9 protein-coding genes are annotated in these 8,864 nt (G+C 71.7%); 1 reads left to right on the top strand and 8 read right to left on the bottom strand.

The window, feature by feature from the left end; all coding sequences use genetic code 11:
• Window positions 1-19: 19 nt before the first annotated feature.
• From WA805_RS03565 to WA805_RS03545, 5 genes are all read right to left on the bottom strand, one after another.
• Window positions 20-631, bottom strand: a complete 612-nt coding sequence (locus WA805_RS03565) for a response regulator (protein WP_422275660.1) — start codon at window positions 629-631, stop codon at window positions 20-22.
• Window positions 628-1,881 carry a sensor histidine kinase gene (locus tag WA805_RS03560; RefSeq protein WP_425241639.1) on the bottom strand — a complete coding sequence of 418 codons (1,254 nt, stop codon included), beginning with the start codon at window positions 1,879-1,881 and terminating at the stop codon, window positions 628-630. Before WA805_RS03560 ends, WA805_RS03565 begins: the two co-directional genes overlap by 4 nt.
• 47 nt (window positions 1,882-1,928) lie before the next feature.
• On the bottom strand, window positions 1,929-2,654 hold the full coding sequence (locus WA805_RS03555; RefSeq protein ID WP_422272266.1) for an ABC transporter permease: 726 nt from the start codon (window positions 2,652-2,654) through the stop codon (window positions 1,929-1,931).
• Between the two features lie 25 nt (window positions 2,655-2,679).
• Window positions 2,680-3,618 (bottom strand): ATP-binding cassette domain-containing protein, encoded by a 939-nt coding sequence (locus tag WA805_RS03550; RefSeq protein ID WP_422286117.1) that lies wholly within the window; start codon window positions 3,616-3,618, stop codon window positions 2,680-2,682.
• 195 nt (window positions 3,619-3,813) lie between these two features.
• Window positions 3,814-5,664, bottom strand: coding sequence for a gamma-glutamyltransferase family protein (locus tag WA805_RS03545; protein WP_425241638.1), 1,851 nt, complete (start codon window positions 5,662-5,664; stop codon window positions 3,814-3,816).
• 24 nt (window positions 5,665-5,688) lie between these two features.
• Here WA805_RS03545 and WA805_RS03540 point away from each other — a divergent pair, with 24 nt between their 5' ends.
• Window positions 5,689-7,221: a DUF885 family protein gene (locus WA805_RS03540; protein WP_425241637.1), complete on the top strand. Its 1,533-nt coding sequence runs from the start codon at window positions 5,689-5,691 to the stop codon at window positions 7,219-7,221.
• A 4-nt stretch (window positions 7,222-7,225) separates the two neighbouring features.
• Here the strand turns inward: WA805_RS03540 and WA805_RS03535 are convergent, their stop codons facing one another.
• The 3 genes from WA805_RS03535 to WA805_RS03525 form a co-directional block, all read right to left on the bottom strand.
• A complete protein-coding gene (locus WA805_RS03535) occupies window positions 7,226-7,705 on the bottom strand; it encodes a YdeI/OmpD-associated family protein (RefSeq protein WP_425241636.1) in 480 nt (159 codons plus the stop codon).
• Window positions 7,702-8,145: a VOC family protein gene (locus tag WA805_RS03530; RefSeq protein ID WP_425241635.1), complete on the bottom strand. Its 444-nt coding sequence runs from the start codon at window positions 8,143-8,145 to the stop codon at window positions 7,702-7,704. Before WA805_RS03530 ends, WA805_RS03535 begins: the two co-directional genes overlap by 4 nt.
• 24 nt (window positions 8,146-8,169) lie before the next feature.
• Window positions 8,170-8,864 (bottom strand): hypothetical protein (locus WA805_RS03525; protein WP_425241634.1); only part of this gene is annotated, 695 nt, incomplete at its 5' end.

The raw sequence follows: 8,864 nt of genomic DNA, 5'->3' as shown, positions 1-8,864 counted from the left end.
GCCGCGATGCAGGGCTGGGTCACAGCCAGCCGCGTTCCTCAGCGACGCGCAGCGCCTCGGTCCTGTTGCGGGCGCCGGTCTTCTGGATGCAGGCGGACAGGTAGTTCCGCACCGTCCCCTCCGACAGGTACAGCGCCACCGCGATCTCGGCGATCGTGGCGCCGTCCTGGCTCGCCGCGAGGACGTCTCGTTCGCGCGGGGTCAGCGGGCTGGCGCCCTCGGCCAGCGCGGCGGCGGCCAGCTCCGGGTCGATGACCCGCTGCCCGCTGAGCACCTGCCTGATCGTCCTCGCGAGCCGGTCCGCAGGGGAGTCCTTGACCACGAAGCCCGAGGCGCCGGCCTCCATCGCGCGTCGCAGGTAGCCGGGCCGCCCGAACGTGGTGAGGATGACGATCTTGGTGCCGGGGCTGGCCTGGCTGAGCGCCGCGGCGGCGGTGAGGCCGTCCATGCCGGGCATCTCTATGTCGAGCAGCGCGACGTCCGGCTTGCTGGCCAGCGCGGCCGGCGTCACCTCGTCGCCGCGGCCCACCTGGGCGACGACCTCGATGTCGTCCTCGAACGACAGCAGCGCCGCCAGGGCTTCGCGGATCATCTCCTGGTCTTCGGCGATCAGCACCCGGATGGGAGTCACGTGGTTACGGTAACGCCCGCGGCGGCGGAAACCACGGGAGCCATCGGCACCGTCGCGACGAGGCAGAAGCCTTGCGCGCCCGGGCGCAGCTCCAGGCCGCCGCCGACCGCGCACAGCCGCTCGGACATCCCGTGCAGGCCGGTGCCGGCACCGGCCGGGATCTCGGCCGGCCGGCCCGGGTCCGCGGCCTCCCCGCCCGGGCATCCTCGGCCGTCGTCGCGAACCTGGAGCGAGAGCGTCTGCGTCTCGTCGTGGCGGCTGAGGCGGATGAAGCAGTTCTTCGCGCCCGAGTGGCGGATCACGTTCGTGACCGCCTCGCGCAGGCACCAGGCCAGCGCCGCCTCCGCGTCCGGGTTGAACGTGCCGGACAGCAGCGTGAGCTCCGGGTCGTCGTGCGGCACGATCCCCGCGCTCTCCAGGGCGGTGCGGGCGGTGATCGTCTCGACCGCGAGCGTCGGGCGCCGGTACCCGCTGATCGCGTCGCGGATGTCGTGCAGGGTCTGCCGGCTCACGGCCGCGACCTGCAGGATCTCGTCGGCGACCCGGTCCCTGTCGGGGCCTTCCGGCAGCCGCTCCAGCAGCCGCGCCGCGAGCTCGGACTTGAGCGTGATCATGGACAGCGACTGGCCGGTGAGGTCGTGCATGTCCCTGGCGAGCCGCAGCCGCTCTTCGCTCGCGGCGTGCTTCGCCACCTCTTCGCGCGCCTGGCGCAGCTCCCACATCAGCTTCATCTGCACCCGGAAGCCGGACATCGTGATGCCGACGAACACCACGGGGATCAGCGTGATCAGCATGTCCGAGATGTCGTCGTGGCCGAGCCAGCCGAAGAAGAGGTAGCAGGCGGCGACGCCGAACACCGCGCGCACCGCCCACCGCCGGTCCGGCACCGCCCAGCCGACGGCGGACGACACGTAGATCCACACCACGCCGCCGCCCACGTTCTCGCCGTGGAACATCAGGTTGAAGGCGGCGGCCAGCGGGAACAGCAGCCAGACGGACCACCGGGCCAGCGCCGGGTGCTCGTCCCACTGGATGACCGCGACGATGAACACGGCGCAGAACCAGAGGGCGACGACGACCGCAGCCACCTGGAACAGGACGCTGTGCTCGTGGCCGGACAGGGTGGACAGCGGCTGCGCCAGGTAGACGAGCCAGATGGCGGAGAACAGCAGCCGCAGCCACCGCCAGCCGCGCGGCCGCAGCTGACCGAAACCCCTGCTCAGCAGGCTTTGATCAGGAGTCTCTGTCACGGTGCCGTCCACCATCCGTTCTGCCCGTTCTGCGACAGGGTTTCTTATCAGACAGTCTCGGCCATCGAGCGCACCGAGAGCGTCGCGAGCGCGGCGAAGACCGCCAGCCAGACGAACAGGCCGAGGATCAGGTAGCCGGGCACCGACACGTTGCCGATGACGTCGGTGGAGATCCTTATCGCCTCGTACGTGGGCGTGGCCTTGCCGATGTTCCCGAGCGCGCCGGTGAGCGGGAACCACACGCCGCCGAGGATGGTGAACACGAGGTACACGAACAGCGTGATCGGCTGCGCCTGGTCCGGCGGATACCGGTAGCCGATCGCGACCGCGAGCGCCGCGAAGATCGTCGAGCCGAGCCAGACGATGGCCGCGACCACGAACCACTGCCAGAGCGCCAGGTGCACGCCGCCGTAGAACCGGCCGACAAGCATGACGATCACGATCGACACGAGCGTGGTCGCCATGGCGGTCAGGATCTTGGCGACCACGTAGCCGCTGGCGGGCAGCGGGGTAAGCCGCAGCTGCCTGATCCAGCCGACCTTACGCTCCTCGGAGATCCGGATGGCGTTGCCGTTGAGCGCGCCGGCGAACGCGCCGAACGTCGCCATCGCGACCATGTAGTAGGCCGCGAAATCCACCCCGTAGGCGGACTTCCCCGCCTTGGACCAGAGCAGGTAGAGGACCACAGGCAGGGCCGTGGTAAAGATCAGGTACCTTCTGTTGCGGCGCAGCCGGTTGATCTCCGTCCGCGTCAGCAGCAAGATGCCACTCATTTGCTTTTCGTCTCCCTCGTGAAAGTCAGCGTGCGGGCGCCGACTCGGTCTCGCCGGCTCGGTCGTCTTCCGCCGTGATGGCGAGGAACGCCTGCTCGAGGCCGAGGCTGCCGATCTCGACCTCGCTCGGCCGGTAGCCGGCGTCGAGCAGCGCGTACAGCGTCGCGTCAGAGTCGTCGGTCTGGAGCTGCACGAAGTCGTGCCTGGTCTCCAGGCTGACAATCCCCGGCAGGCGGAGCAGCACCGACTCGTCCACCCCGTCGAGGTGGAACGACATCCGCTTGGCGCCGGCCCTCTTCTTGATGTCGTCCGGCGTGCCGTCAGCGAGCAGCCGTCCCCGGTTGATCACCAGGATGCGGTCGGCGGCCTGGTCGGCCTCCTCCAGGTAGTGGGTCGCGAACAGCAGCGTCCTGCCCTCGGCGACCTCTTCCTTCATCTGCGCCCAGAACCGCCGCCTGGTCTCCACGTCCATCGCCGTGGTCGGCTCGTCGAGCACGATCAGGTCGGATTCGCCGGCGATCGCGAGCGAGAACCTGACGCGCTGCGTCTGCCCGCCGGACAGCCGGTCCACGCGCTGGTCGGCGATGTCCGCGATGCCGGCCCTGCGCAGCGTGGTGTCGACGGGAACTGGCCGCGGGTGCAGTCCGGCGACGAGCGTGACCAGTTCGCGGACCGTCACCTCGGGCATCAGCCCGCCGGACTGGAGCATGGCGCCGACGCGGCCGGACTTGACCGCGTGGTACGGGTCGTTGCCGAACATCTGGATCTTCCCCGCCGTCGGCTTCCGCAGCGCGAGGAGCATGTCCAGCGAGGTGGACTTGCCGGCGCCGTTCGGGCCGAGCAGTGCGACGGTTTCCCCCGCTCGCAGGTCGAGGCTCAGCCCGTCGACCGCTTTCAGTTGACCGTAGTGCTTGCTGACGTTCTCGAACGAGACGACCGGTCCCGTTCCGCTGTGGCTCGTCACTGTTCCCCTTGTGGTGGGCTGGTTTGGGCGCAAGCTACGGCGCGCGCTGTCCCCTGTCAGCGGCGCGCGCCGCACCCATACCACCATCAAGCGGGCGGGGCGCGGTAGTGCGCTCGCTCAGCGGCCGGCCATGACAAGTGTCACCGGCGCTCTCGGCGCTCTCGGCGCTCCCGGCGTTTTCGGTGCTCCCGGCGGTCAGCGGCCGACGGCGTAGCCCTGCATGCCGCGGGGGTTGGCGGCGCCGTACAGCATCCCGCCGCGCCTGGCGACGGCGCTGACCCGGCCCAGCGACCACGGCGCCTGCACGTTCACCTCGTGCCCGCGGTCGTCCAGCTCGCCGATCACTTCCTCCCCCACCCTTTCTTCGGCGTCCAGTTCCGCCGGGTACGCCTCGCGCGGGTAGAACGAGGACGGCATGTGCCTGGAGTGGAACGCCGGGAAGTCGATCGCCTGCTGCAGGTTCATCCCGAAGTGCACGTGGTTCAGGAAGAACCCGAGCGTCCACTGGTCCTGCTGATCCCCGCCCGGCGTGCCGAACGCCACGTACGGCTCGCCGTCGCGCAGCGCCAGCGTCGGGCTCAGCGTGGTCCGCGGCCGCTTGCCCGGCGCGATCGTGGCGGGCAGCCCGGGGTCGAGAGCGAACATCTGCGCCCGCGTCCCGAGGCAGAACCCGAGCTCGGGGATGACCGGCGAGGACGACAGCCAGCCGCCGCTCGGCGTCGCGGTGACCACGTTGCCCCAGCGGTCCGCGACGTCGACGTGGCAGGTGTCGCCGCGCCGCGCCTGCGCGTGGATCGACCGGTTGAGCGGTTCCCCCGTCGCCGGGTCGACGCCGGGGTCGCCGCTGCCCCGTCCGCCACTCCTGTGGAGGGTGCCGTCTGGTCCTTTTATCCCGAACGGGCGCGTGGCGAATCCCGGCAGCTCCGGTTCTCTCCCCCCGGGCCGGCCGGGCAGCAGCTCCGTGCTCGCGGTGTCGCCGACGAGCTTGCGCCGTTCGTCGTTGTACGCGGCTGACAGCAGCTCGCCGAGCGGCACGTCGGTGAAGTCAGGGTCGCCGTACCAGGCCTCGCGGTCCGCGAAGGCGAGCTTGGCGCACTCGGTCACGGTGTGGATGTACTCCGCGCCGCCGGGCTCCATCGCGCTGAGGTCGTAGCCGCTGAGCAGCGCCAGCTGCTGCAGGAACACCGGTCCCTGGCCCCACGGGCCGGTCTTGCACACGGTCAGGCCCTGGTAGTCGTAGGTGACCGGCGCTTCCAGGCGAGCGTGCCAGGTCGACAGGTCCTGCGCGGTGAGGAAACCGCGGTGCCGCTCCCCGGTGACGTCCATCACCTCGGTGGCCGCGAACTTGCCGATCGCTTCGGCGACGAACCCGCTGTACCAGGCGCGGCGCGCGGCCTCGAGCTGCGCTTCACGGTCCTCGCCCGCCGCCTCCGCCGCGGCGAGGACCTTCTTGTACGTCTCGGCCAGCGCCGGGTTGGCGAACCTGCTGCCCGGCGCGGGCACTCCCCCGTCGGGCAGGTACACGCGGGCGGAGCTGGTCCAGTGCTCGCGGAACAGGTCGGTCACGCTCGCGATGGACCAGCTGATGCTCGGGATCAGGGCGAATCCGGACTCGGCGTAGCCGATCGCGTAGCTGAGCACGTCGCGCAGCTGCAGGGTGCCGTACTCGCGCAGCAGCAGCAGCCAGCCGCCGAACGCGCCGGGCACGCACGCCGCCAGCAGCCCGCTGCCCGGCACAAGGTCGAGCCCGAGTTCCCGGTAGGCGCCTAGGGTCGCTCCGGCGGGGGCGGTGCCCTGCCCGCAGACCACGAACGTCTCGCCGCGCCTGGTGTCATAGCCGATCACCGGCACCTCGCCGCCGGGGCCGTTGAGGTGCGGCTCGACGACCTGCAGCACGAAGCCGGCGGCGGCCGCGGCGTCGAAGGCGTTGCCGCCCTTCTCCAGCACCGCCATCCCGGCCGCCGAGGCCAGCCAGTGCGTGGACGCCACCATGCCGAACGTGCCCGCGAGCTCCGGCCTGGTCGTGAACTCCGGGATGGTTGCCATGCCAAACACTGTAACGTCTCACCCATGAGCGACCTCGATCCACGGGTGCGCGCGGTCTGCGACCTGAACGTCGCTGAGGCGCGCGAGTACGGCGGCCGGCACGAATACGACGGCATCCCGCAGGACCTGTCCCCGGCCGGGGTGACGGCGGGGCTCGCCAAGCTGGAGGCGGCGCGGAAGGCCGGCTCCGCGCAGCCCGACCCGCACGACGAGGCGCACTTGCGGGCGGCCGAGGATTATCGCCGGGTGATGTTCGCCGACCTGGAGCTGCACCGGCGCAACCCGCTGTTCCACCTGGGCGAGCTGGACCTGGCCTGCTACGACAAGGACTACGCGCCCGCTGCCGAACGGGACGCGGCCCGCGCCGCGCACCTGGCGGCCTGGCCCCGGGTGATCGACGCGGCGATCTCGTCGCTCGACGAGCTGAGCGCGCCGGTCGCCGAATCGCTGCTCGGCGGCATCCAGGGACTGGCCGCGGGTATTCCGGCGGACGCGGACCCCGGAGCGCGGGAGGCGGCGCTCACCGCGCATGCCCGGCTCGTCGCGCACGTGTCGGAGGCGGCGTCGTCGGGCTCGCCAGACGCGGCGCTCGGGTCCGCGGCGCTGACCGCGCTGCTCAGCACCGCCGAGGCGACCGACGTCGACCTGGGCAAGCTGGCGGTGCAGGCGGACGCGGAACGGGACCGGCTGACCGAGCGGCTCACCGCGTCGTGCGCCGCGGTCGACGCGAGCCGGCCTGCGCTGGACGTGGCCCGCGAGCTCGTGAAGGACCACCCGGACAGCGCCGGGGTGCTCACCGCGGCGCGGGACTGGACGGCGCGGGCCATCGACTTCACCCGCGAGCGGGACCTGATGCCGGTGAACGACGGCGTGTGCCTGGTCGGCGAGGCGCCCGAGTCACGGCGCTGGGCGATGGCGATGATCTCCACCAACGCGCCCGCCGAGCCGGACGCGCCGTCCTGGTACTGGATCACCCCGCCGGATCCATCCTGGCCGGCGGCGCAAGCCGAGGAATGGCTCGAGGTGTTCAGCGCGACCACGCTGCCGGCCATCACCGTGCACGAAGTGGCGCCCGGGCACTTCTCGCACCACCAGGCGCTGCGCCACGCGGCCGGCGACGTGCGACGGACCCTGTTCTCTGACGCGTTCGTCGAGGGCTGGGCGCACTACGCCGAGGAGCTGTCGGTCGAGGAGGGGTTCCTCGCCGACGACCCGCGGTTCGCCATCGGAGTGTGGCTGGAGGCCCTCGTCCGGGTGACCCGGCTGGCCTGCGCGCTCGGCGTGCACACCGCCGGGTGGACGGTCGACGACGCGGCCGCGCGGTTCGCGACGGACACCCACCTGACGGGTGAGGCCGCGCTGTCGGAGGCGCGGCGGGCGACGTTCGACCCGACCTACGGCCGGTACACGTGGGGCAAGCTGGAGATCATGCGCAGGCGCGAGCAGGCCCGCGCCGCGTGGGGCGCGGGGTTCACGCTGAAGCGCTTCCACAGCGCGCTGCTGGCGCTCGGCTCGCCCCCGCTCGGCCTGCTTGGCACCGCGATCGAGCGCGGTTAACGGTCTAGTCTCGCGGTCGCGGTCGTTCCTTGACCCCCGCCGCGAGCAGGTCCACGACCTCGGCGATGCGGACCGCGCGCAGGTCCGGGCGGCGTGTCGTCGCGTCGATCCAGCGGAGATAAGCCTTGCGGTAGAACTGCGCCAGCGTGTCCCAGAACGCCGCGGCGGCCGGGTTGGCCGCCAGCGCGGTGGCGATGTCTTCGGCGAGATCGCCGCGCTGCGGGCCTTCCGGGTGCAACTCGACGGTCACGTCCGTCCCGGCTGAGACGCCGGCGTCGCACATCCACATCGAGGGCAGCGTGAACACCCAGCCATCATCGGCGGACGTGACCGTCCCCCGGACCTTCCTGCCGTCGATCCTGCCGCCCACCGGATGCTGGGACTTGGCGCCCCACGCCTCATCGGGGTCGAACGGAACCGCGATGATCCCGCGGCCGCGGGGCCCGACGTCCACGCTGGCGGTGAACCGCTGAACGCGTGTCATGCGGGCGACTCTTCCGGTGGCCAGCTCCAGGTGCGCATCGAGTCGTCGATCGGGCTCATCAGGCCGACGTCGTTGCCGCTGGGGTCGGCCACGATGGCATACCTGCCGCCCCAGAACGCGTCGAAGGGCGGCTGCCGCCCCTGGTATCCCGCGGCGGTCAGCTCCGCGTAGGCCGCGTCGACCGCCTCCCGTGACGGCAGGGAAAACCCGATGACGACCCGGCCGCTCGCGGGGTCAGCCCGGACTCCCGCGTGCCACAGCCGGGCGGACTCCGTCGTGTCCAGTTCAAGACTGACCCCGCCCGGCAGGCTCAGTTCCGCGTGCGGACCGCCGTCCTCATCGGCCGTCGCCACGCCGAGCCGCCGGTAGAAGTCCAGGCTGGCGGCCATGTCCTCGACCAGCAGGTTCAGCTGAGCAAGCTTCGGCGGTTGTTCGCTCATGGCCGCAGTCTCCCATGTGGTTCTCTAGGCGTCGTAGACGGTGGGTCTGGTGGTGTAGCTGCGTCCGGAGGGTGTGGTCCAGCGCATGACGCCGGGCTCGGGCTGGGTGAGCGTCCAGCCGGGTGCCTGCTTGACCCGATGATGGCGGCGGCAGGGCGGGGCCAGGTCGCACTGGCAGGTGATCCCGGCGGGGTAGGCGAGGGTGTGGTCGAGGTCGTTGTGGTAGGCCTGCGCGCCGCAGCCGGGTGCGGGGCAGGTCGCGGTGCGGGCGCGGACCAGGTGTTTCAGTTTCCGGCTGGGGGTGTAGCGGTCTTCCTGGCCGGCGTGGTCGCAGGTGCCCTTGGCGATCGGGGTGAACGTGACGTTGAGGTCGCGCAGCAGGTCGGCGAGCGCAGCGGCCTGCCGGGCGTCCGGCCCGTCGCGGCCTGAGTGCCCGGTGGCTGTGGTGCCGCTGGTGGCGGGGCCGTCACGGCTGCCGCCGCCGCTGTCTGGTCCGGGTGTCCACGGGTGCTGGCCGCGGGCGCAGCCGTGCGCGACCGCGGTGCCGTCGGGCCCGAGGAGGGTGAAGCACCAGCGGGTGCGGGGATGGGCTGAGGCGGCCTGGACCAGGCGGCGGGTGTCGTCGGGGTCGGTCAGTCCCCAGCTGCCGGCCTCGCCGGGAGCGGAGGACCAGCCGAAGATATTGCCTGCGGGAACGGTGAGGTTGATCAGCGCCGGGA

It is taken from the genome of Trebonia sp. (genome assembly GCF_049794275.1).
Taxonomy (GTDB): Bacteria; Actinomycetota; Actinomycetes; order Streptosporangiales; family Streptosporangiaceae; genus Trebonia.
Note: the sequence above shows the minus strand (reverse complement) of the source record. Positions and strands in the feature narration are given on the sequence as shown.